Here is a 22,345-nt window from a genome sequence, read left to right on the forward strand (position 1 = left end):
TTTTCTAATTCTAATTTACTTTTTTCTTTTTTTACGATTTACAATATAGCCTATTACAACACCTATGAAAATAATTAGCATAGCTGCAATTAAAGCAAATAGCGCACGTTCAAATTTAACATCCATAGCATTAGATGATGATTTATCTTTAGTTTGTGTCATCTCTTCATCACTACTTGAATGATATTCATATTTTCCCGATGATTCCTTACTTACTGGTTTTTTCAAATCTGGCATTGATCCAATATCACCAGTAATTAATGCTAGTACTTGCCTATCTAAATTTTTGTAATAATCTCTATTTTTCAATGGATTGAAATACTGAAACTTAAAATAGTTTGTACCTTTTTGTAATTCATCTAAAAATCTATTATCGGAAAAATTTTGTTTTCTAAGAACATTGGATATTTCTCTATCAGATACATTTTCACTATTAGCACTTAATTGTTTGATTTGATTTAAAATAAACGGATTATATTTAAAAGATCCTGCCGACATTTGATCAAATCGATTTAACCATTGACGTTCATTGGACGGATGCTCCTGATTGTTTGGTCTTTCATTATTTGAGTGAGTATATCCTTGGCTATTTGTGCCGTTACCATTGTCGCTATTATCATTTGCTTGTTGACTTGAAGGTTGTTGACCTGAATGATGTTGATTATTTGTACCTGATTGGTTTGAGTCTGATGGATTTGGGGTTGAACTTGTACCATTATGACTCCCTGATGGTTTTGAGTTGCCTGTTCCACCGTTATTGGGTTGGTTCGGCTGACCTGTGCCACCACCTGGGGTTTCGCTTCCTCCACCAGTATCTGGTTTGTCCGGTTTGTCAGGCTTCTCTGGTTCTCCTGAACCACCGCCACTTCCACCATCTGGCGTTTCACTTCCTCCACCAGTATCTGGTTTATCCGGTTTGTCAGGCTTCCCTGGTTCTCCTGAACCACCGCCACTTCCACCATCTGGCGTTTCACTTCCTCCACCAGTGTCAGGTTTATCTGGCTCGTCGGGTTTGTCTGGATTCTCTGATCCTCCATCACTTCCACCATCTGGCGTTTCACTTCCGCCATCAGTGTCAGGTTTATCTGGCTTGTCTGGATTATCTGATCCTCCGTCACTTCCATCACCTGGTGTTTCGCTTCCTCCACCAGTGTCTGGATTATCTGATCCTCCGTCACTTCCACCAGTGTCAGGTTTGTCTGGCTCGTCTGGATTCTCTAATCCTCCGTCACTTCCATCACCTGGTGTTTCGCTTCCTCCACCAGTGTCTGGATTATCAATCCCACCTGTTGTACCATCACTATTTTCTCCAGTATTGTCAGTTGGCTTCTCTTCCGTTGTATTATCATTAATTGTTGTTGGAAACTCAGTTGAGGGCATCACAAAATGACTTAAACGATTGTCGCTATTGGAATTCTCTACAAACAACGACATATTATCAGCTACAGAGGTTTCATCATTTATTTGACCTGAATCTGAAGTTAGACTAGTTTTTGGCACAATTGTATTTTCTACTGATGCCTGTGTTGGCTTTGAAATAAATGCAGTACTTATTACAATAGCAAAACTAGACATCAAAAACTTATGTGTGTGATATCGTTTCATGAGTTCACCTCCGTATTAAAAATTCTTATATTCACATCTAGTATATAAGAAATACTATAACATTTCATTAAAAGTCGGTTTATTGAAAGGAAATATTAATATTTTTGAAATTAAGTAAAAAGCTATTTACAAAACCAAGTATAATTATTATACTTGATATATAAAATAAATTAACGATAAGGAGCTTTTCCATGGGATTATTTAGTAAAAACGCTTCAACACTTGAAAGTTTACAAAAAGCTATCGAAACAAGACGCACAATTTATAGTTTAGATAAAGAAATTTCAATTTCTGACAAAGAGGTAGAAAATATTATCGAACATGCGATTAAACATGTACCTTCTTCTTTTAATTCACAATCAACACGTATCGTATTATTATTAGAAGAAAAGCATGACAAATTCTGGGATATTACTAAACAAGCATTAAAAAATACAATGGGCTCAGATCGTGATTTCCAACCTACCTCTGATAAAATTGATAATTTCAAACATTCACATGGTACTATTTTATATTATGAAGATGAAACTGTTGTTGAAGGTTTACAAAACCAAATGCCTAATTATGCTGAAAACTTTGCAATTTGGTCTAACCAAACGAATGCTATGCACCAATTTGCAATATGGACTGCATTAAGTACCGAATGCATTGGCGCTTCTTTACAACATTACAACCCACTTGTAGATGTAGCTGTTGCAGAAGCATTTGATATTCCAACTACTTGGAAGCTTGTAGCACAAATGCCATTTGGTAATATTCGTGAAGATGCTGGAGAAAAAGCATTTCATGATGTAAGCGAACGCTTCTTAGTTAGAAAATAATTATTGATAAGAAGTAGCATTAAAAAGCGATGAGTAATCATTGCTTTTTTTATTTTAAAGTACGTATTTTGAATTATCTGATTATATCTAGTATATTTAATTTAATAATACAATGAGGGTGATGGAAATGAATATCGAAATTTTCCAATTTAAAGTAGAGCCAGCAAATGTTGCCTTAAATGAAGAGACCATCGAAAAATGGTTTGCTAGTTATGTAACGTCTGAAACAGAGGTCGTGGTATTACCAGAAATGTGGAATAATGGCTATGCCCTACCGCAATTAAAGGAATTATCTGATTCTCAACTATCAAGAAGTTATGAATTTATTTCTAAACTTGCCATTCAATATCAAGTTGATATCATCGCAGGTTCAGTTTCAAATGCCATGAAAGATAAAGTTTATAATACTGCTTTTGCAGTTTCAAAGCAGGGTCACTTAATCAGTAGTTATGACAAAATACATTTAGTGCCAATGTTAGATGAGCCGAACTTTCTAAATCCTGGAAATGCAGTGCCCGAACCTTTCCATTTATCTAATGGAATTAAAGTGACTCAAATTATTTGTTATGACTTACGTTTCCCAGAATTATTGCGTTATCCAGCACGAAAAGATGCAGAAATTGCATTCTATGTAGCACAGTGGCCACAAGTGAGATTAAATCATTGGTTAGCTTTGTTAAAAGCACGTGCGATTGAAAATGATATGTATGTTATAGGCTGTAACGGTTGCGGTGAAGATGGACAAACAGAATATGCAGGTCATTCAGTTGTCATAAATCCCAATGGTGAAGTAGTTGCACAACTCGATAATAAACCTGACCATATTACCTGTGATATCGAAATATCTGAAGTAGCAAAACAGCGAGAGACCATTCCTGTATTTAAAAATTTACGTCCCCACTTATATAAATAAAAGAAAAAACCGTGAGCTTGGGAGGGACTCACGGTTTTTGTAACTTATTATTAAGGGAATGTTTTTTACAGTTATTTCTCTATCTATTTTTGGGGATGTTATTAATTATGAAAAAATTTAGTGAATTTACCGATTAAAATGATAAATTGAATGATGTTACGATAGCTTACATGTTTTAAACTTTAAATTGTCTCTGTTATAGACAATGTTAAAATGGTATTTGAATATGAGACTGGGAAGGTTCTGCAAATTCAAATAAGGGATTGCTTAATTACATTAAGCGCGTTGTGTACCTGAAAGTATTATTTTACGAAATCACTAATTCTTGCTGAGAAATGGTTTGTCACTACATCAGCCTCCTCTTGTTTGTAATCAATTAATTGAAAAACGAGAACTAAATTTGTAACTATTACAACTATACGAAGAAAGTACAGTTACATAATTAGTGTGTTAATTAGACCCCTGCTCAAAAGTCTAACCAACGTCATCATTCAATCAGAATTCAAACAAATTTGATTAAATGATTTGTAAAATGTAATCACTTCTTTGTGATACAAGTACATTTAACCATGATTTATTAAGTTTTCGTAAAAAATTCCCCAACTCGTCATATTTCCTTCCTAACTGTTTTCAAAAATATGATAAAATTAGTCAGATAAGTAATTTATACAGTTAGGAATTCAAAATATACAGTTAAGCAATAAGACGCATAAAACTTAATTTAAATTGTATAATGCGGTCAAGGAGAGATTGCCATGGGTAAGATAATAGATAATAAAATAGATCGTATCGCACGTAAGCTTCAACAAAAAAATAATCTCGAACATATTGATTATTTAAAAATACGTGTAGGCTTACAAATATTTATCAATAATCTTTCTAAAACAATTATAATTTATGGCGTATCACTCCTTTGCCATATGTTTCTTTACACACTTACTGTACACTTATCATTTTTACTCATACGCATTTTTGCACATGGTGCACATGCTAAAAGTTCGTTAGTTTGTTACGCACAAAGCTTGGTACTATTTGTTTTATTACCCGCCATAGTTGGGTATTATCATGTGTCATCTCTTTATTTATACCCATTAGCAATCATCGGCTTTATCATTTTGGCTATACTTGCGCCAAGAGGTACAAAAAAACAACCTATACCTGAGCGACTTAAAAAGAATAAGAAAGTAAAGACAATAGTAGTTAGTAGTTTATTGTTAATAATTTCCATGTTCTTCAGTACACCGTACCAACAATTTATTTTACTTGGTATTATTATTGTATCAACATTCCAATTACCAACATTATTTTTTAAGGAGGATGTTTAATTATGCATTTACTAGATTCTGTTTTTAAAATCGTCGCAAAATTCTTTTCAGTATTGGGGGCTGCATCAGGTGGTCATTTATGCGTAGCCTTTGCTGATGAAGTTGAAATACCAGAAGAAATCACAGATTTATACAAATAATTGTTAATATAGAAAGTGTGTAAAACATGGCAATATTCACTATTTATTTTATACCGCTAATCCAGTTATTTTTAATTATTTTTGCAATTAAGTTTTTCAATAAAGTGAAATTTGCAGTTAAGGATGTAATCATATTACTTATGGTTGCAATCCTGACTGCTATTTTATTTCAAACATGGGGAACTCAAGCTCTATTATTGTTATTAATCACTTTTGCTATCTTTGCATATAAAAAAAATAAAATTATTGGCATCATTTCAGTACTAGGTAGTTTCTTTATAATGTACATAGCAAACTTTTTTGCAGTTTGGTTAATCGCAACTTTTTTAGACTTTGATGCTTCCCCGTTAAAATATCAATTATTTTATGCTGTAACTTTTGTATTTATTTATATCATATTTATGTATATCATACGTTTCTTTTTAACTAGACTTGATAAATCCGTACTATCATTTAACAAATTGTATCTAGTAATGGTTTCATTATTCTTAATCACAGCATTATTGTTACTTAATATTTACTTACCTAAAGAAGCAATTTCTTTTAAAGATATAAAGTTTTTATCAATAATATATGCTGTTTTCATAATATCTATTGCTATTGTAATTATTACTATTTCCTTTAGTATTATCCGTCAAATTCAATACAAACGAAATATGCAGGAAATTGAAAACTACTATAAATATACGTTGCAAATTGAAAAGATTAATAATGAAATGCGCAAGTTTAGACATGATTATGTTAATATTTTATCAACTTTATCGGATTTTATTAGAGAAGAAGATATGGAAGGTCTGAGAAAGTATTTTCGATCTGAAATTTTACCTATGCAGGACAGCATGCAAATGAATGCCATCAAAATAAATGGTATTGAAAATTTGCATGTGCGTGAAGTCAAAGGACTGTTAACGACAAAAATACTACAAGCTCAAGAGAAAAACATACGTATTAGCATAGAAGTACCAGAGCCTATCGACAAAATTGATATGCCGATTATTAATTTAAGTAGAGTTATTGGCATCTTATTGGATAATGCGATTGAAGCTTCAGAAAAAATTGAAGACGATCCTTTAATTCGTATCGCATTTATTAAAAATGAGGATGCCGGCGTCATGTTAATCGTTATGAATAAATGTGAACCTGATATGCCTAAAGTCCATACCCTGTTCCAAGAGAATTTCTCAACTAAAGGCAAGAATCGTGGTCTAGGTCTTTCAACTTTAAAAGAGTTGACGGATTCAACTACGAATGTTTTATTAGATACAACGATAGATAACAACTATTTTATTCAAAAAGTAGAAATATTAAATACAGATTCATAAGGATGTGTAACTATGAAAATATTCATTTGTGAAGATGATGAAAGACAACGCGAGCATATGGTTTCTATTATTAATAACTACATCATGATAGAAGAAAAACCGATGGAAATCGAAGTTGCTACAGCTGATCCTTATGACATCTTAGAACGTTCAAAAAACCTTAATGATATTGGTTGTTACTTTCTAGATATTCAACTTGAAGCGGATATCAATGGTATCAAGCTTGCAAGTGAAATTCGGAAACACGATCCAGTTGGTAATATTATTTTTGTTACTAGTCATAGTGAATTGACTTACTTAACGTTTGTTTATAAGGTCGCAGCGATGGATTTCATTTTTAAAGATGATCCGGACGAATTAAAATCTAGAATTATAGATTGTTTAGAGACATCAGAATCAAGACTTAAATTATTGTCTAAAGAGAGTAGTGTTGAAACAATCGAATTGAAACGTGGCAGTAATTCAATTTACGTTCAATATGATGACGTCATGTTCTTTGAATCTTCTACTAAATCGCATCGTTTGATTGCGCATCTGGATAATCGTCAAATTGAGTTTTATGGCAACCTTAAAGAATTAGATCAATTAGATGACCGCTTTTTCAGATGTCATAATAGCTTTGTGGTAAATAGGCATAATATAGAATCCATTGATTCAAAATCACGCGTTGTTTATTTTAAAAATAAAGAGCATTGCTATGCTTCTGTAAGAAATATCAAAAAAATATAATACATAAAAAGCAAACCTATCAGCCATTATAGCTTGAGGTTTGCTTTTTTGTTTGTGCTTATATGCTTGTACTAGGCTTCTAATGCTTCATTGACCTCTTTCAAAGTTGGGATACTCTCAATAGCACCATATTTCGTTGTAACCATTGCTGCTACATAGTTACTAAATGCTAAAATCGCTTCACCCTCTTGTTTCAGAAGTTGGAGTGGACTCATATCTTCATTTCTTAATAATTTACTGATTAAGGCACCAATAAATGCATCACCAGCTCCTGTTGTATCCACTGGTTTTACTTTAAATCCACTGTGACTATTTACTGTTCCATCTTTCAAATAAATGACCGCACCAGCAGCCCCTTTTGTATAAATAACCGCTTCAACATCTCCTTGGAATAACCATTGGATGGCTTGTGTTTCATCCTCATATCCAGTTACAAACGAGAGTTCTTCATCTGAAATTTTAATGATATTTGCTAAAGGTAAAAATGATTGAATCGTCTTTTTACAATCTTCGGCATCTTCCCATAACGGTAAACGTACATTCGGATCAAAAACAATCGTTCCTTCAGCTTGCTTCACTTTGTCTATCAGAGCTAGATGTGCTTGTTTCATTGGACTCTCAACCAAATCTACTGAACAGAAGTGTAAGAGATCTTGCTCTGTCACTTGAATATTTTCCACATTTAGAGGTTGAAAAAGCATATCGGCAGATGGTTTACGATAAAAAGAAAAGTCGCGCTCTCCGTCTTTCGTAAGACTCACAAAAGCTAATGCAGTATTGGCTTCTTGTGTACGTTTAATGTACTGAGTACCTACACCTATGTCTTCGATTGTCTCAATAATGAGATCGCCAAATGCATCTTGTCCCAATTGTGTTATCATTTCTGCTTGCCCACCAAGTTTCGACGTTGTGCAAGCTACATTACAAGGCGCGCCACCAACTTGACGTGAAAAGCCTTCGACGTCTTTTAATTTGGCGTCTGTTGTATTAGGTATAAAATCAATTAATGCCTCACCTATCGCAAGTAATCGTCTCATTCTGAATCACCTTTCAAATCATATTTGGTAAATCGTAAGTAGACTTGTCCTGATTCTGTTGAAGTTTTAATACCTGTAGCTGATGCGTCCGTAAATATTCTAGAAGTCATCACACGTTCACCATTATTACAGAAAATTTCAATACTAGATGTATCTATAAACATCTGTAGTTGTGATAATGGCGTATCTAAATAAGTAGTTCTTGTCGTTCCTTCAACTGGACTTGGTAGTTGACTATTTTCACTACGATCAAATGTAACTTTTTGTTCTTTCGTATTATATGTGATTAAAGTAGTCTCCGTTTTACTTGTACGTACTTCAAAATATAATTCTGTGGCTTCATTATCTAAAATATCTATAATGAGTTCATATTGTTTACCTTCATATGGATGTAATTGTTTCGTAAATTTATTGGCATAACCCAAAGCAGTTTCTTTATTTGTGCGTAATTGTTCCAGCGCTTTGATTGGACGTTGTTTCAAATTACCTTCCTCAATTGTTAACACACGAGGAATTGTTAAGCAGTGTGCCCAACCATCAACATCAGATGGATAATCAACTTCTGGTAGCCCCATCCATCCGATTAAAATACGTTGCCCATGTTCATCTAAAAACGTTTGCGGTGCGTAAAAATCAAAACCATAATCTAATTCATGAAAGTCAGCATGGTTCATCGTCAGTTGGTTGATATCATACTGACCCATGACATAACCGGATTGATAAATATTTTTAAAGCGTTCTTCTTCAGCCTCAATACCTTGCGGACAGAATAATAAAACATCATAACCATTTAAGTTAAAATAGTCTGGGCACTCCCACATAAAACCAAAATCATCTAAATTTGTTTTAACTTCACCTTGAAATTCCCAATTTACAATATCTGTTGAGCGGTATTGTAAGATTCTGCCTTGTTTATTGATATTTTGGGCAGCGATAAAGGCATAATATACATCATCTTTTACGTATACTTTCGGATCTCTAAAATGTTGTGTGTAACCAAATGGCGGTTCTCCAATTACTGGTTTAGGGAATTTCGTAATCTCGCCGTCTTTGGAAACTTTAGCTATATGTTGGGTCGATATTCTGTTCCAATCTTCATCTCTATGATTAGCTGTATACATATAATAAAGGTTACCATTGTATTCAAATGCGCTACCACTGTATACCCCATGACTGTCATCTTTAGTATCTGGCTTGAGCGTTGGTCCAACCGCATCAAAATGTACGAGATCTTTACTTGTATATGTATACCAATATTTCAATCCGTGGACAGGTCCAAGTGGGAACCATTGATGTGAAATATAGTATGTTCCATTAAAATATATAAGTCCATTAGGATCATTTAGCAAACCTGTTGTCGGTTGTATATGGAATGTTTGTCGATATTCAGATTGATTTACTTTTTCAGTTAATGCATCGAGTGTTGATTGATCTACATCTTCATATTTTTGATAGCGTGCTTCATTTGTCCACTGTGCCATGTCATGTTTCCTCCTATTTATAATTCAGTTAAATCAGTTTAAAAATATATTTTTGGTACCGGTTCCATTATTTACTAATACATAATATCATGTTTGATTTATTTTTTAAATGATTGGTCTATGCCAATAACGATTTCTTTTTCTATTGGGTGCTGTTGAATCATTTTATCCAACATATCCATTGCCACCTCTCCAGCATGTTCAAAGGCATAATGAACTGTTTGGATAGCTGGCGAAACAATTTCTGTCACTGGATCTCCCCCAAAACCAACAATATGCTTGGTAATCCCATGTTTGGAATGATATTTATGTACTGCTAGTGCAATTGAGTCCGTCGCACCAACGATTGCATCATAATGTGTATGTGCTTGTAATACTTTCTCTACATCTAATAACGCTTCACTATAGTTAAAAGAGGTGATTGAAATATTAGGCTCTATACCGTGAGCATTTAAACCTGCAATCAGACCGTTTTTCCTATTTATACCCACCGCACTGTCTGTTTCGGTAACACCAAAGAATTTAATCTGTTGATAACCTTGACGCCCTAACGCATCACCAACCAAATAACCAGCTTGATAATCGTCATAAATAATGCAGTGCAAATCTTTATGTGATTGTCCGACGATAATTACTGGAACACGCACTTTATTGATGACTTCTAAATGTTCCGGAGTAATATCTGTTGCCATAAAAATAATACCGTCCATTTTACTTCTATAGAAGGTCTCCAATGCATCAATTTCTAATTCTGGATTTAAGTTTGTGTAGTTTAATAATAATCTATAATTTAAATCATCACATATTGTCTTAATCCCTTTAACCGTCTCATCTACGGCATGTGAATTCATTCTGGGAATAATTGCGCCAATCATATTTGTACGATGCGCACGTAAGCTTTGCGCAAATTGATTAGGTTGATAATCATATGTTTGAATAATTTCATCTAATTTTTGTTTCGTCTGACTACTGACCGAGCCATTATTTAAATATCTAGATACTGTACTTTTAGAGACTCCAGCTAATTTCGCGATATCGGCAATATTTTTCATAGTTTCTCACTCTCATTACTTCGCTATTGTAAACAATATTTATTCTATCATAATGCCCTTGCTTTAAATACTATTTAAAAAATAAAAACCAACCGACCTAATTAAGTTATAATGCCTTAAATTAGATAAGTTGGTTTATTCTCACTTTTATGCTTTTTGAATTGTAATTGTCCATGAAGCATCATCTAACTGCTCATAGTTCGTTACTGGATAGCCTTGTTCTGCTGCCCAATTTGGTAATGCTTCTGTCGCTTGTGTACAGTCAAAATCAATTTTCAACTCATCACCTTGATCTAGTGTATTCATTTTCTTTTGTGCTTCTATTAATGGAAATGGACAAACCATGCCCACTGTACCTAATTCGTGTACCATATTTACGTCCTCCTTCTCAATTTATGTTGTTTGTGCTGTCTTTGATGTATTTGTATCGGAAACTTGTTGTGCTTTTTTCATCGGTCTAATAAAGACGAAATAACTCATTGTCCAAGCACCAAGAATCATGGATGCAAGTGCAATCCAACCTTTCCATGACATCGTCGCAGTTTCAACTAATCCATTCCCTATCGAACAACCGCCTGCAACTGATGCACCAAATCCCATAAATACACCGCCAATAATACTATTACGAATTGTTTTCTTATCTGGTAAACGCCATTTGAACTCTCTCGCACCCTTAGCAGCAATATATGAACCAAAGAATATACCAAGTACTAGGAATACGCCCCAATCGAGTAGTTTCACATCACCTGTTAAGAAAAATTGAACTAAATTCGCAGATGGCGTCGTGATGCCTAAACCATACATTCTTCCTGTTGTTTCACTGACAGGCCATGCAAGTAGTGCGATCAAACCAATAGCTATGGCTGCAACAAAGGGATGGTATTTTTTCTCAAATAAATAATGACGTACACCGGTAAATTTTTGTTTTAATTTAGGAACTGCAAATTTAGGTTTCGGCTTGCGTAGCGTTTTCCCTACAAAAAAGACTGTAATAATCGTAAGTAATGCAACCCAAATCCAAGTTGGAATCCCCGTTGTTTGTGACATACTCGTATTGACATTCGTTGGCTTATTCAAACCATTCATCAACGGTAATAATAAACCAAACTTCGTGACTGCAGCTGTAAATGCATATGCGATTAACGCCATCCAACTACCAATTAAACCTTCTCCAGCCCTGTACCAAGTGCCAGTAGCACATCCACCAGCAAGGATAATACCTAATCCAAAAATAAATGAACCAATAACTGTCCCAATAATAGGATAAGTCGATGCTGGAATTTGCACGAGTCCTGTTGACGTTAAAATCAACAATCCAATACTCTGTACCGTAATTGCTATAAGTAATGCATAAAACATTTTATTGCTCTTTTGAATATACATATCTCTAAATCCACCAGCTAAGCAAAACCGCGTTCTTTGCATAACAAAGCCTAGTAAGGCACCTACAATCAGTCCACTAATAATTAACCATGTCATCTTATGCCCTCTTTTCCGATAAAATCAATAAGATTAATAATATTAGATTCTATACAAAATTTCAACCTTCTGATTCATAAAATATTTTAGAAACAAAAAACTAGCATCCTATAAGCACACTTGGAATCAACCAAAATGTTGCACTTATAAAATGCTAGTTTGAAATGATATTATTTATTACTATAATTTTTCATAAAGAACAATAATGACTGTAACTCTATCCCTAAATCAATATGATGGACTTGAACGTCTGAAGGCGTTAATACTCTGCTTGGCGTAAAGTTTAAGATGCCTTTAACACCTGCTTCGACCAACGTGTCAGCAACTTTTTGCGCCGCTTCTTCAGGCGTCGTTAATATGACAACATCTATTTGTTCTTGTGCCAATATATCCTTAATCGTATCAAATGGGCTGATTGTCACTTTACCTATTTGTGTCCCGATAATTTCTTCTCTGATATCAAATGCTTCAGTAATTGTCATCTCATCATGTATCGAGAAGTTATATGTGAGTAATGCTTTCCCTAAGTTCCCTACACCTACAATTGCAATCTTAATTTCATCGTTTTCGCTTATTTCATTTTTAAAGAAATGTAATAAACTATCTATATTATAGCCGTATCCTTTTTTACCCAATTCTCCAAAATAAGAAAAATCTCTACGTATCGTTGCAGAGTCAATATTTAGTCCTTCGCTGATTGCTTTGGAATTCACTCTGTCTATACCTTTAGATTTTAACGTATTGACGAATCTATAATATAACGGTAAACGTTTCAATGTGGCACGAGGAATCTTTTCGCTTTGATTAGCCAAGATCGTGTCCCCCTATTTCAATGTTTGTTACGCAATAATCTTATAATCACTACAACATTATACATTAATGCTTCATAAAAATAAACACTGATAGTTTTAACCATGCCATGAATACTGTAGAATAGGAATGAATAGAGAGGTGCAAATAGAATGATATTATTACAACTTAATGATTTAACCAAATCTTTCGACGGCGAAGACATTTTTAGCAATGTCGATTTCGAAGTGAAATCAGGAGAGCGTATAGGTATCGTTGGCCGCAATGGTGCCGGTAAATCTACACTTATGAAAATTATAGCTGGCGTCGAAGATTATGATGATGGACATGTATCTAAAAGTAAAAACCTAAAACTTGGTTATTTAACACAACAAATGACATTAGATACAGATCAAACTGTATTCGATGAAATGTCGCAACCTTTTGAAGCGATAAAGCAATTAGAAATCGAAATGAATAAAGAGACCGATTGGCTTGCACAACACGCTGATGCATTTGATACTGATGATTATAAGTCACATTTAAATCGCTATGAATCACTTTCCAATCAATTCGAACAACAAGATGGTTATCAATATGAAAGCAAGATAAAGACCGTGTTGCATGGTTTGAATTTTAGTGAAGCGGACTTTGATAGACCCATCAATGATTTTAGTGGTGGTCAAAAGACAAGACTGTCACTAGCTCAAATGCTATTAAGTGAGCCGGACTTGTTGCTACTCGACGAACCTACAAACCATTTAGATATGGAAACAACACAATGGCTAGAAAATTATTTAAATTACTTTAAAGGTGCCATTGTTATCATCAGTCATGATCGGTATTTTCTAGATAAAATTGTTACGCAGATTTATGATGTGGCCCTTGGCGATGTGCAACATTATGTTGGAAATTTTGCGCAATTCATAGAACAACGAGATAAATATTATGAAAAACGCATGCAAGAATACGAAAGACAGCAAGCTGAAATCAAACGGCTAGAAACATTTGTCGAGAAAAATATTGCACGTGCATCCACGACTGGCATGGCAAAAAGTCGTCGCAAAACATTAGAAAAGATTGAACGTATCAATAAACCTATGATTGATGCTAAAAGTGCAAATATCCAATTTGATTTTGATAGAAATACAGGAAATGACGTATTTCATATTAAACATTTAGCAATTGGGTACGATACCCCTATCACTCAAGGTATTCATATAGAAGTTACAAAAGGAGATCATATAGCTATTATCGGCCCTAATGGTATTGGTAAATCGACTCTAATTAAAACCATTGCAGGTATTCAAGATCAACTCGGCGGCGATATAACAACCGGCGCTAATTTAAAAATAGGCTATTATGATCAAAAACAAGCTGAATTCAAATCGAACAAAACCATTTTAGATTATTTGTGGAATCAATACCCTACTATGAATGAAAAAGATATTCGAGCTGTATTAGGTCGTTTCTTATTTGTTCAAGACGATGTTAAAAAAATCATCAACGATTTATCTGGTGGCGAAAAAGCACGATTACAATTGGCATTACTCATGTTAGAACGTAATAACGTCCTTATATTAGATGAGCCAACAAACCACTTGGATATCGATTCTAAAGAAATGCTAGAACAAGCACTTGCAAACTTTGAGGGTACAATTATCTTTGTCTCTCACGATCGTTATTTTATTAATCAACTTGCAAACAAAGTATATGATTTAGATCATGACGGTGGCACAATATATCTCGGAAATTATCAGTATTATCTCGAAAAAATTGAAGAAAAAGCAGCCTTACAAGCTAAAAAGGATTTGGAAAACCCTGTAACTTCAAAAACAGCAGAGCAACCCACAGACTCCTACGTGGATCAAAAAGCACAAAAAAGAGAACAACGTCAAATCGAACGCAAAATCGAACAATGTGAAACGCATATTGATCAGTACGAACAAGAAATTAATGAGATTGACGAACAGTTGACCCAGCCGGAAGTCTATTCAAATCCAGAGAAAGCCAATGAATTAGCACTTGCTAAATCAGAAGCCGAACAAAAATTAGAACAAGTCATGTCAGAATGGGCAGAATTACAAGAAAAGTTAATATAGGTGCCAAACAGCTAAAGTAAAAAATTCTACTTTAGCTGTTTTTTTTAATTTTTTTATCATTAAAACTATACACATTGAAATACCTGTGATAATAGCTATCCACAGAGTTATCCTAGTTATCCACAAGTAAAAAGTAACTTTTCACCGTGTATAAAATTCAGAAATCGGCTTATATCCACATCATTTACACTAGGTTATCCACAACTTGTGCACCGTTTGTTGATAAGTACGCACGTTCCCTATTGACATTACTCAGTATAACTATATGTTCAATGTTCACTTCAGCATGGTTTGTTCATTAATTCGTACAATGTCATAATATAATTAATAGATTAAGAAACACAATTATAGAAAGGAAACGTTTCACCATGCCCCCAATTTTATGGTTCTTTATTGCTTTTATCATAGCTGCTTCAGCTCTAACTATTGTGACGCCCATCGTTGCAAATAAAAAGCTAGCTCGTGATATTTCAACACTATGGTCATCACAACGAACACTCGAAAAGTTTATCAGACCAAATCATACATATAGTTATCAATTTGATACATATAAACATCACTATAATCAACACCAACTGTTAGATGATAAAACTTGGTCCAATTTAAATTTAGATAGCGTATTTCATAATATGAATTTCAATTTTACAGCTATCGGAGAAATGAGACTATTTGCAACCTTGCGTAATATGTTCAAAGTACAAGATGAATCACTCATGGCTCATTTCAGAACAAACCAAACATTTAGAAGTGAAATTTCGTTACACTTAGCTCAAATTGGCAAAGCGATTTATCCTATATTTCCAGATCAAATTGCACCCATTAAGCGAAATCTATTGTTCATGATATGTACATACTTTCCATTGATTTTCGCAATTAGTGCATTTTTTGCACCAACAATAGGTATCCCTTTAACTATCATTTCTGCAATTTTTAATATGATTTTAAGTGGTATGCTTAAACGTAGCTATGATCAAGATTTAAATTCTATGTTCTACACTTCCAATGTGATTAAAAAAGCTTATGTTATACAAGCGAATCCATTAATGCCAAATTTAGACGTAAATTTTAATCATTTTACCACTGCGCGTCGTTTTAGTGGATTACTTGGCCGCGTAAATTCAAGCGATGAAACGTCAATTTTCTCTATGTTATTCAAATTGATGTTCATGTTAGATTATCATCTATTTCATTTGATACAGCACAGTTTCAAGAAATATGAAGATGAAGTGATGGCTTGCTACGACTATATTGCCCATATCGATAATCATTATGCAGTAGCTTTATGGAGAGAAACATTGGATAACTATACACTTCCAGAAAAGACAGACGACGATTGCATTGATTTCGTGGATTTAACACATCCATTGATTCATCAAGCAATACCTAATAGCTTAACAATCGATAATCATATCTTATTGACCGGATCGAATGCTTCAGGTAAATCCACATTTATGAAAGCTGTGGCACTTAATATTGTGTTATCTGAGAATATACACACTGCTTCTGCTTCCAAGTTTGTTTATAAACCTGGCTTAGTTTACACATCTATGGTCAATCAGGATGATATATTATCAGGAGACAGTTACTTTATGTCCGAGGTAAAATCGATTAAACGACTGTTTGATATTAAGACTAATGATAAAGTTTATGTCTTTATCGATGAAATATTCAAAGGTACCAATACAACTGAACGTATCGCTGCCTCAGAATCCGTATTAAATTATTTAAATGCTTTACAAACTTATACAGTTATCGCAGCAACACATGATATTGAGCTTTCCAATTTATTAGAACGAAATTATATTAATTATCATTTCAATGAATCTATTTCTCACAATGAAATCTCATTTGATTTTAAAATTAAACCAGGCAAAGCAGATACAAGAAATGCTATTGAATTATTACGTATCATGGATTTTCCAAATCAAATATATGATCGTGCCAAAAAAATGGCAAATAACGATAATTAAACATATTAAAAAACGGGACAACAACCAATTAAGTATCATGGTTACTGTCCCGTTTTATAATTTGACTATCGTATGCGATTTCTCAACTTTTTAATATTAGAGTAGTCTTCGCACATAAGAGTAACTTACTATTCAGCGTTTACCATCCAAGTAACACCAAATGGGTCGTTAAACATACCATAGAATTCAGACCATTCTGTCGCACCTAATGGCATTGTCACTTCACAACCACCTTCAACTGCTTTATCAAAGAATGCCTTGGCAGCTGCTTTATCTGCTTCATTTGAATTATCAAATGTAAAGGTAACGACTGCCCCACTATTGTCAATTTTTTTATTTTTCCAAGTATCGCTGCAATAGAAACTTTCTCCTAGGATTTTAAATGATGCATTCATTGTAAAATCAGGGTCAACTTGAAATTCCTCCGGCATATCTTTAAACATTTCATCTCCACCAGTAATGCGTTTAATATCAGTTGCACCTAAATGTTTTTCATAAAAATTCAATGCTGCTTTACTATTTTGAAAATTAAAATATTGTACTGCTTTCATTATATATTGCCTCCTTGTATTAAGCTTTTCAGTAAAATCTCGTCTATAAATTTTGTAATTATCAAAACTCTAAATTTAATATACCCACTTTCAGCTAAAAACAACCGCAAAAAAACTGAGACCTAAACACAGCCTCAGTTATCATTATTGATAAATTTCTACATGCACCTTTGATTAGTTATTGATTGTACTTTGCTCAATATCCATACTGTTATAACCATTTAATGTCATATCTGCACTTACACCTGCATGGTATAGATAATGGCCGGCTGCACCAATCATTGCCGCATTATCTGTACACAATTTAGGACTTGGAATTGCCAAGTTAATTTGATGTTCTTCAGATGCCTCTGCTAATTTCGTTCTCAAACCTTTATTACTTGCGACACCACCTGCTACTACCAATTGTTTCACATTATAATTGGCACAGGCTGAAATCGTCTTACCTACTAACACTTCTACGACGCTACTTTGAAAACTTGCAGCCACATCCGCTTCATTGATTTCTTCACCTTTTTGACGTAAATTATGCAGTTTGTTAATCACTGCACTTTTCAAACCGCTAAAACTAAAGTCATAGCTATCTTTGTCGAGCCATACTCTTGGAAAATGATAACTATCTGTTCCCTCAGCTGCCAATTTATCAACTTTTGGACCACCTGGATAACCTAAACCAATTGTTCTAGCTACTTTATCATAGGCCTCACCTACAGCATCATCACGTGTTTCGCCAATAACCTCAAAGCTTAAATGATCTTTCATATAAATTAATTCTGTATGTCCACCTGAGACAATTAAAGCCATCAGTGGGAATTGAAGTGGACTTTCTAAATGGTTAGCATAGATATGACCTGCAATATGATGCACAGGAATTAATGGTTTATCATATGCGAAGGCTAACGCTTTAGCAGCATTGATACCAACTAGCAATGCACCAATTAAACCAGGCCCTTGTGTAACAGCTACTGCATCTATCTCTTTCATTGTCACTTGTGCGGTTTCTAACGCCTCATCTATAGTAGTTGTTATACCTTCAACATGGTGTCTACTGGCAACTTCAGGGACCACGCCACCAAATCGTTTATGACTTTCAATTTGACTAAGTACCACATTACTTAAAATTTGAGTACCATTTTTAATGATACTCACACTCGTTTCGTCACAACTAGACTCAACTGCTAATATTAATGTTGTTTCATTCATTTAAATTCACCCACATCACTAACGCATCCTCACCTTCACCGTAATAATTTTTCCGTTTTCCACCATATTGAAAACCTAAATTGGTATACACACGTTGTGCGATTTCATTATCTACACGTACTTCTAAACTCATCATGTCACACTTTGTTTGAACATAATTCATAACATACTTCAGTAATAATTGGCCCAAGCCATGTCCTCTATATGCTTCATCTATTGCTACAGTCGTAATTTGTGCTTGATCGATAACAATCCATAATCCGATATATCCAATTATTTTATCATTAAATTCAATTATAAAATAATGTGCAAATTCATTCTGTTCAACTTCATGATAAAATGCATCAATTGACCAACTACTATCATTAAAACTATTTCGCTCGATATCAAATACTTGTGGCACATCTTGTAAACCCATCAAACGAATATTTAATTCTTGCTCTGTTGGTTTAACCAATTTCGTTCCGCCTCTGATAATTTAATATAATTTGGTTTGAATTGATGAATGTCTTCAGGTTTATCGATTAAAGGTTGCATATCTTTTGCTTGAGGTATATTAGGCACACAATGACTATCTAATAAATCGCCAAGTTTTTCAGTATCTGTTCCAACAAATTGATATGGTTCGTTTTGCTCATGAAGTAAAGTTAATAATTCACTAATAGGTAAATATTGATCTTCTACTATTTGTATGAGTTTACCATCGACATTTTTATAAACACCAGTATATACTGCTTCTCGTCTTGCATCGAATATTGGGACAATTAAGCTGCCTTCTTCTTTAATTGAAGCTGCCAATGCTTTTAATGAAGATACACCGTATAGTTGTGAATCTAAAGCGTAAGCTAGTGTTTTCGCAACAGTCACGCCGATTCTAAGTCCAGTATATGAACCCGGCCCCTGTGCAACGACAATCGCATCAATATCTTCTTTAGCTATATCACTTTCATTTAAAACTTTTGAAATCGCCGGCATGAGTTGTACAGAATGATTTGTTTTTTCATTAGAATTTATTTCAGCTACTACGGTATTATCTTTCATAAGTGCAACTGACATTGGTTGGTTAGATGTATCCATCAATAGATAATTCACGTTCAATGGCCTCCTTTATGCGCATGTAATGTTCACCATGTGAGTTGAGTTCTATTATTCTTTCAGACGGCCCTTCTGATTTAATATTGACTGTTAAATAATTCGGCGGCAAATACTCAGCAATAAATTGACTCCACTCGATTAAAATGACCGCATGATCTTCAAAGTATTCTTCAAAACCTAAATCTTCTTCAGAATCTTCTAATCTATAACAATCCATATGATGCAATTTTAAATTTGTTCCTTGATATGATTTTATAATATTAAATGTCGGAGAATTAATATTACGTTTAACACCCAACGCTTTACCGATAAATTGACTTAGTGTCGTCTTTCCAGCACCGAGGTCACCATTCAGTAAAATGAGGTCTCCGGCTGATAACTGTTGTGCTAGTAATTCACCAAATCTCTTCATACCTTCTAAATCCCTGACTTTTATCATTGCCCTCTCCTTTTTAAAGCAACTTCACAATTTATTGTGAGTAGTTGCTTTTATGCATGAGCTTTATTAGAGTATCTAACGCAGTGTATTTACTCTTATGCATTTGCTTTAGAAAATGTATTCCTCTATATCTAACGCAGTGTAGATACGCTTATGCATTTGCTCTAGCAAATGTATTCCTCTAACTATTTTCTTCTTAAAATTAACTATTATAGTTTAACAAATTTTAACTCGGATTACTTCAAACAGAAACAAGTTCTTCTAATTTTAAATTATCTGAATTGATAGAAAATTTAAAATAATCATTGACACCGCCCGATAGATGTAGTAAATTTAATTTATCAAATTTTTAGACATTTCAAACTAATCAAAAAATAAACCATTCTAACGAGAGGAGTATAATAAAATGACCAATCTTACAACACAACCACAACCAACAACATCAAATATTTTAGTCATTTTATTATGCTCATAGGACTGGAACTTTAGTAAAGTATCTACTAAAAGTTTAAGTCCTTATTCTAGTTGAATGGGACTTAAAAGCGTCCCAATAATTTATTGGGACGCTTTTTTATTTTCAATTTTATGGGGGAATTAATATGAGAAGCGACATGATCAAAAAAGGAGATCAACAAGCACCAGCAAGAAGTCTTTTACACGCTACGGGCGCATTAGAAAAACCAACAGATATGAACAAACCATTTGTGGCAATTTGTAATTCATATATAGATATTGTCCCTGGACATGTACATCTAAGAGAACTCGCAGATATTGCCAAAGAAGCAATTCGTGAAGCTGGCGCTATCCCCTTTGAGTTCGACACAATTGGCGTAGATGATGGTATTGCGATGGGACATATCGGAATGCGATACTCACTTCCATCACGTGAAATCATTGCAGATGCTGCCGAAACAGTTATAAATGCACATTGGTTTGACGGTGTATTCTACATACCAAATTGCGATAAAATTACACCTGGTATGCTACTAGCTGCAGTTAGAACAAATGTACCTGCAATCTTCTGTTCAGGTGGTCCAATGAAAGCTGGCTTATCATCCGAAGGTAAAGCACTCACACTATCATCCATGTTCGAAGCGGTTGGCGCATTTAAAGATGGTTCAATTTCTAAAGAACAATTCTTAGATATGGAACAAAATGCTTGCCCAACTTGCGGTTCATGTTCAGGTATGTTCACAGCAAATTCAATGAATTGTTTAATGGAAGTGTTAGGCTTAGCATTACCATATAATGGTACAGCTTTAGCAGTAAGTGATCAACGTAGAGAAATGATTCGTGAAGCAGCATTCAAATTGGTAGATAATATTAAAAATGACTTAAAACCTAAAGATATCGTCACTCAAGAAGCAATTGATGATGCATTCGCACTAGACATGGCTATGGGTGGTTCAACAAATACAGTACTCCATACGCTTGCAATTGCTAATGAAGCCGGTGTTGAATACGACTTAACTAGAATTAACGAAATCGCTAAAAAAACACCTTATCTTTCAAAGATTGCACCTAGTTCTTCATACTCAATGCATGATGTACATGAAGCTGGTGGTGTTCCTGCAATCATCAATGAACTATTTAAAAAAGAAGGTACACTACATCCAGATAGAATCACAGCAACAGGCAAAACATTACGTGAGAATAATGAAGGCAAAGAGATTTTAAATACTGATGTGATTAGACATCTCGACAATCCATATGACAAACAAGGTGGTCTTTCCATCTTATACGGTAATTTAGCTCCAAAAGGTGCTGTCATTAAAGTTGGTGGTGTTGATCCTTCAATTAAAGTATTTAAAGGTAAAGCAATCTGTTTTGATTCACATGATGAAGCGGTGGAAGCCATTGATAATCACGACGTTCGTGAAGGTCATGTCGTAGTCATTAGATACGAAGGTCCTAAAGGTGGGCCAGGAATGCCTGAAATGTTAGCCCCTACATCATCTATCGTCGGACGAGGATTAGGTAAAGATGTAGCATTAATCACAGATGGTCGCTTCTCAGGTGCTACAAGAGGTATTGCTGTGGGACATATTTCTCCAGAAGCTGCTGCAGGTGGGCCAATTGGTCTCATAAATGATGGTGACGAAATTACAATTGATTTAACAAACCGTACATTAAATGTCGACGTATCTGCTGAAACATTAGATGCTAGAAAACAAAACCTAAAACCATTTAAAGCAAAAGTAAAAACAGGTTATCTTGCACGTTACACTGCATTAGTAACAAGCGCTAACACTGGTGGTATTATGCAAGTACCTGAAAATCTCATTTAAGGAG

At 34.2% G+C, this 22,345-nt stretch carries 21 protein-coding genes; 9 read left to right on the plus strand and 12 right to left on the minus strand.

Features of this window, described 5'->3' with window-relative positions:
* Window positions 1–15 precede the first annotated feature (15 nt).
* Window positions 16–1,605 (minus strand): SdrH family protein, encoded by a 1,590-nt coding sequence (locus ACSULM_RS05595; RefSeq protein WP_436861203.1) that lies wholly within the window; start codon window positions 1,603–1,605, stop codon window positions 16–18.
* A 191-nt stretch (window positions 1,606–1,796) separates the two neighbouring features.
* Here ACSULM_RS05595 and ACSULM_RS05600 point away from each other — a divergent pair, with 191 nt between their 5' ends.
* The 6 genes from ACSULM_RS05600 to agrA all read left to right on the plus strand — a co-directional run bounded on the left by ACSULM_RS05600 (window position 1,797) and on the right by agrA (window position 6,855).
* Window positions 1,797–2,426, plus strand: a complete 630-nt coding sequence (locus ACSULM_RS05600; RefSeq protein WP_436861205.1) for a nitroreductase family protein — start codon at window positions 1,797–1,799, stop codon at window positions 2,424–2,426.
* A 127-nt stretch (window positions 2,427–2,553) separates the two neighbouring features.
* Window positions 2,554–3,339, plus strand: coding sequence for a carbon-nitrogen family hydrolase (locus tag ACSULM_RS05605; protein ID WP_436861208.1), 786 nt, complete (start codon window positions 2,554–2,556; stop codon window positions 3,337–3,339).
* A 755-nt stretch (window positions 3,340–4,094) separates the two neighbouring features.
* Window positions 4,095–4,664 carry an accessory gene regulator AgrB gene (locus ACSULM_RS05610; RefSeq protein WP_436861211.1) on the plus strand — a complete coding sequence of 190 codons (570 nt, stop codon included), beginning with the start codon at window positions 4,095–4,097 and terminating at the stop codon, window positions 4,662–4,664.
* A gap of 2 nt (window positions 4,665–4,666) precedes the next feature.
* Window positions 4,667–4,804 (plus strand): cyclic lactone autoinducer peptide AgrD, encoded by a 138-nt coding sequence (gene agrD / locus ACSULM_RS05615; protein ID WP_436861213.1) that lies wholly within the window; start codon window positions 4,667–4,669, stop codon window positions 4,802–4,804.
* A gap of 26 nt (window positions 4,805–4,830) precedes the next feature.
* The gene (gene agrC, locus ACSULM_RS05620) at window positions 4,831–6,126 is read left to right on the plus strand and encodes a quorum-sensing sensor histidine kinase AgrC (RefSeq protein WP_436861215.1); all 1,296 of its coding nucleotides are present in this window, start codon (window positions 4,831–4,833) and stop codon (window positions 6,124–6,126) included.
* Window positions 6,127–6,138: 12 nt separating this feature from the next.
* Window positions 6,139–6,855, plus strand: a complete 717-nt coding sequence (gene agrA, locus ACSULM_RS05625) for a quorum-sensing response regulator AgrA (RefSeq protein WP_436855743.1) — start codon at window positions 6,139–6,141, stop codon at window positions 6,853–6,855.
* 71 nt (window positions 6,856–6,926) lie between these two features.
* On the opposite strand, the gene ACSULM_RS05630 is transcribed toward agrA, so the two are convergent.
* From ACSULM_RS05630 to ACSULM_RS05655, 6 genes are all read right to left on the minus strand, one after another.
* A complete protein-coding gene (locus ACSULM_RS05630) occupies window positions 6,927–7,892 on the minus strand; it encodes a carbohydrate kinase family protein (RefSeq protein ID WP_436861216.1) in 966 nt (321 codons plus the stop codon).
* Window positions 7,889–9,373 carry a sucrose-6-phosphate hydrolase gene (locus tag ACSULM_RS05635; protein ID WP_436861220.1) on the minus strand — a complete coding sequence of 495 codons (1,485 nt, stop codon included), beginning with the start codon at window positions 9,371–9,373 and terminating at the stop codon, window positions 7,889–7,891. The genes ACSULM_RS05630 and ACSULM_RS05635 overlap by 4 nt, the downstream gene beginning before the upstream one ends.
* Window positions 9,374–9,471: 98 nt before the next feature.
* Window positions 9,472–10,425, minus strand: coding sequence for a LacI family DNA-binding transcriptional regulator (locus tag ACSULM_RS05640; RefSeq protein ID WP_436861223.1), 954 nt, complete (start codon window positions 10,423–10,425; stop codon window positions 9,472–9,474).
* 147 nt (window positions 10,426–10,572) lie between these two features.
* Complete coding sequence (locus ACSULM_RS05645) at window positions 10,573–10,797, minus strand: sulfurtransferase TusA family protein (RefSeq protein WP_436861225.1); 225 nt, start codon at window positions 10,795–10,797, stop codon at window positions 10,573–10,575.
* A gap of 21 nt (window positions 10,798–10,818) precedes the next feature.
* Entirely contained in the window at window positions 10,819–11,904 is a 1,086-nt protein-coding gene (locus tag ACSULM_RS05650) for a YeeE/YedE family protein (RefSeq protein ID WP_436861227.1), read from the minus strand.
* Between the two features lie 170 nt (window positions 11,905–12,074).
* Window positions 12,075–12,716 (minus strand): redox-sensing transcriptional repressor Rex, encoded by a 642-nt coding sequence (locus tag ACSULM_RS05655; RefSeq protein WP_436855749.1) that lies wholly within the window; start codon window positions 12,714–12,716, stop codon window positions 12,075–12,077.
* 150 nt (window positions 12,717–12,866) lie between these two features.
* Here ACSULM_RS05655 and ACSULM_RS05660 point away from each other — a divergent pair, with 150 nt between their 5' ends.
* Window positions 12,867–14,795, plus strand: coding sequence for an ABC-F family ATP-binding cassette domain-containing protein (locus ACSULM_RS05660; protein ID WP_436861229.1), 1,929 nt, complete (start codon window positions 12,867–12,869; stop codon window positions 14,793–14,795).
* A 368-nt stretch (window positions 14,796–15,163) separates the two neighbouring features.
* Window positions 15,164–16,765 carry a MutS-related protein gene (locus tag ACSULM_RS05665; protein ID WP_436861231.1) on the plus strand — a complete coding sequence of 534 codons (1,602 nt, stop codon included), beginning with the start codon at window positions 15,164–15,166 and terminating at the stop codon, window positions 16,763–16,765.
* A gap of 128 nt (window positions 16,766–16,893) precedes the next feature.
* On the opposite strand, the gene ACSULM_RS05670 is transcribed toward ACSULM_RS05665, so the two are convergent.
* The 5 genes from ACSULM_RS05670 to tsaE all read right to left on the minus strand — a co-directional run bounded on the left by ACSULM_RS05670 (window position 16,894) and on the right by tsaE (window position 20,053).
* Window positions 16,894–17,316, minus strand: a complete 423-nt coding sequence (locus ACSULM_RS05670) for a VOC family protein (protein ID WP_069996537.1) — start codon at window positions 17,314–17,316, stop codon at window positions 16,894–16,896.
* A 174-nt stretch (window positions 17,317–17,490) separates the two neighbouring features.
* A complete protein-coding gene (tsaD, locus tag ACSULM_RS05675; protein WP_436861233.1) occupies window positions 17,491–18,519 on the minus strand; it encodes a tRNA (adenosine(37)-N6)-threonylcarbamoyltransferase complex transferase subunit TsaD in 1,029 nt (342 codons plus the stop codon).
* Window positions 18,512–18,976, minus strand: a complete 465-nt coding sequence (gene rimI, locus ACSULM_RS05680; RefSeq protein WP_436861234.1) for a ribosomal protein S18-alanine N-acetyltransferase — start codon at window positions 18,974–18,976, stop codon at window positions 18,512–18,514. Before rimI ends, tsaD begins: the two co-directional genes overlap by 8 nt.
* Window positions 18,949–19,611 carry a tRNA (adenosine(37)-N6)-threonylcarbamoyltransferase complex dimerization subunit type 1 TsaB gene (tsaB, locus tag ACSULM_RS05685; protein ID WP_436861236.1) on the minus strand — a complete coding sequence of 221 codons (663 nt, stop codon included), beginning with the start codon at window positions 19,609–19,611 and terminating at the stop codon, window positions 18,949–18,951. The genes rimI and tsaB overlap by 28 nt, the downstream gene beginning before the upstream one ends.
* Window positions 19,583–20,053, minus strand: coding sequence for a tRNA (adenosine(37)-N6)-threonylcarbamoyltransferase complex ATPase subunit type 1 TsaE (tsaE, locus tag ACSULM_RS05690; protein ID WP_436861238.1), 471 nt, complete (start codon window positions 20,051–20,053; stop codon window positions 19,583–19,585). Before tsaE ends, tsaB begins: the two co-directional genes overlap by 29 nt.
* A gap of 599 nt (window positions 20,054–20,652) precedes the next feature.
* On the opposite strand from tsaE, the gene ilvD reads away from it, so the two are divergent.
* Window positions 20,653–22,341, plus strand: a complete 1,689-nt coding sequence (gene ilvD, locus ACSULM_RS05695; RefSeq protein WP_436861239.1) for a dihydroxy-acid dehydratase — start codon at window positions 20,653–20,655, stop codon at window positions 22,339–22,341.
* The last annotated feature ends 4 nt before the right edge of the window (window positions 22,342–22,345 follow it).

This window comes from Staphylococcus caeli, assembly GCF_051413795.1.
In the GTDB taxonomy this organism is placed as follows: domain Bacteria; phylum Bacillota; class Bacilli; order Staphylococcales; family Staphylococcaceae; genus Staphylococcus; species Staphylococcus caeli_A.

Coding starts and splice junctions, on each gene's coding strand:
- ACSULM_RS05595 (WP_436861203.1), bottom strand. CDS start 1,605: ATGAAACGATATCACACACATAAGTTTTTGATGTCTAGTTTTGCTATT.
- ACSULM_RS05600 (WP_436861205.1), top strand. CDS start 1,797: ATGGGATTATTTAGTAAAAACGCTTCAACACTTGAAAGTTTACAAAAA.
- ACSULM_RS05605 (WP_436861208.1), top strand. CDS start 2,554: ATGAATATCGAAATTTTCCAATTTAAAGTAGAGCCAGCAAATGTTGCC.
- ACSULM_RS05610 (WP_436861211.1), top strand. CDS start 4,095: ATGGGTAAGATAATAGATAATAAAATAGATCGTATCGCACGTAAGCTT.
- agrD (WP_436861213.1), top strand. CDS start 4,667: ATGCATTTACTAGATTCTGTTTTTAAAATCGTCGCAAAATTCTTTTCA.
- agrC (WP_436861215.1), top strand. CDS start 4,831: ATGGCAATATTCACTATTTATTTTATACCGCTAATCCAGTTATTTTTA.
- agrA (WP_436855743.1), top strand. CDS start 6,139: ATGAAAATATTCATTTGTGAAGATGATGAAAGACAACGCGAGCATATG.
- ACSULM_RS05630 (WP_436861216.1), bottom strand. CDS start 7,892: ATGAGACGATTACTTGCGATAGGTGAGGCATTAATTGATTTTATACCT.
- ACSULM_RS05635 (WP_436861220.1), bottom strand. CDS start 9,373: ATGGCACAGTGGACAAATGAAGCACGCTATCAAAAATATGAAGATGTA.
- ACSULM_RS05640 (WP_436861223.1), bottom strand. CDS start 10,425: ATGAAAAATATTGCCGATATCGCGAAATTAGCTGGAGTCTCTAAAAGT.
- ACSULM_RS05645 (WP_436861225.1), bottom strand. CDS start 10,797: ATGGTACACGAATTAGGTACAGTGGGCATGGTTTGTCCATTTCCATTA.
- ACSULM_RS05650 (WP_436861227.1), bottom strand. CDS start 11,904: ATGACATGGTTAATTATTAGTGGACTGATTGTAGGTGCCTTACTAGGC.
- ACSULM_RS05660 (WP_436861229.1), top strand. CDS start 12,867: ATGATATTATTACAACTTAATGATTTAACCAAATCTTTCGACGGCGAA.
- ACSULM_RS05665 (WP_436861231.1), top strand. CDS start 15,164: ATGCCCCCAATTTTATGGTTCTTTATTGCTTTTATCATAGCTGCTTCA.
- ACSULM_RS05670 (WP_069996537.1), bottom strand. CDS start 17,316: ATGAAAGCAGTACAATATTTTAATTTTCAAAATAGTAAAGCAGCATTG.
- tsaD (WP_436861233.1), bottom strand. CDS start 18,519: ATGAATGAAACAACATTAATATTAGCAGTTGAGTCTAGTTGTGACGAA.
- tsaE (WP_436861238.1), bottom strand. CDS start 20,053: ATGATAAAAGTCAGGGATTTAGAAGGTATGAAGAGATTTGGTGAATTA.
- ilvD (WP_436861239.1), top strand. CDS start 20,653: ATGAGAAGCGACATGATCAAAAAAGGAGATCAACAAGCACCAGCAAGA.